This is a genomic window from Streptomyces humi (assembly GCF_001005085.2).
GTDB classification, from domain to species: domain Bacteria; phylum Actinomycetota; class Actinomycetes; order Streptomycetales; family Streptomycetaceae; genus Streptomyces; species Streptomyces humi.
In genome coordinates this window covers 1-810 of sequence record NZ_LBMU02000179.1, presented here as the reverse complement: position 1 = coordinate 810, position 810 = coordinate 1, and the positions used below count along the sequence as shown (strand labels likewise).

Genomic DNA, 810 nt, shown 5'->3' with positions numbered 1-810 from the left:
CTTGTCCTCAGTTGCTCGCGTCCACTGTGTTAGTTCTGAGGCAACGACTGTTGCCGGCTAGAGCTGAACACACAATTAAAGAGTGTGCTTGTTCGCTCGAAACCATCAGGGTTTCGGTGGTCATAGCGTGAGGGAAACGCCCGGTTACATTCCGAACCCGGAAGCTAAGCCTCACAGCGCCGATGGTACTGCAGGGGGGACCCTGTGGGAGAGTAGGACGCCGCCGAACAATCTTTGGAAGGACCCCTGGTCCCAGCGTTCAGCTGGGACCAGGGGTCCTTTTGTTTTTACAATGCTTGCGGTACCTAAGACAGGAGTCACCATGTCCACCAACTCTCCCGACGACCGACCGGACCGCGACCAGCGCCGACGGGACAGTGGTGACCGCAACGACCGTAACGACCGTGGCGGCTACCGCGGAGGCGACCGCAACGACCGTGGGGATCGCGGCGGTTACGGCCGTCGCGACGACAATCGCGGTGGTGGGTACGGCCGTCGTGACGACAACCGAGGCAGCGGCGGCTCCGGTCGCCGTGACGACCGGCGTGACGACCGCCGCGACGATCGGGGTGACCGTCCGGCGTTCCGTCGCGATGACAACCGTGGTGGTGGCGGTGGTTACGGCCGTCGTGATGACAACCGTGGCTCGCGTCCGGGGTTCCAGCGTGACGACAGCCGCGGGGACCGACGTGATGACCGCGGCGGTTACGGCCGGCGGGACGACCGTGACCGTGGCCCGCGCCGTGACGACCGCGGTGACCGCCCCGCGTTCCGACGCGACGACCGGCGCGATGACCGCCGTGACGACCG

The 810-nt window shown here is 65.7% G+C and carries 1 rRNA gene and 1 pseudogene; one reads left to right on the top strand and one right to left on the bottom strand.

Features of this window, described 5'->3' with window-relative positions:
- Positions 1-112: 112 nt before the first annotated feature.
- Positions 113-229, top strand: a 5S ribosomal RNA gene (rrf, locus tag AAW13_RS43765).
- 30 nt (positions 230-259) lie between these two features.
- Here rrf and AAW13_RS46295 read toward each other — a convergent pair.
- Positions 260-810, bottom strand: a pseudogene (locus tag AAW13_RS46295) (hypothetical protein); the annotation flags it as partial.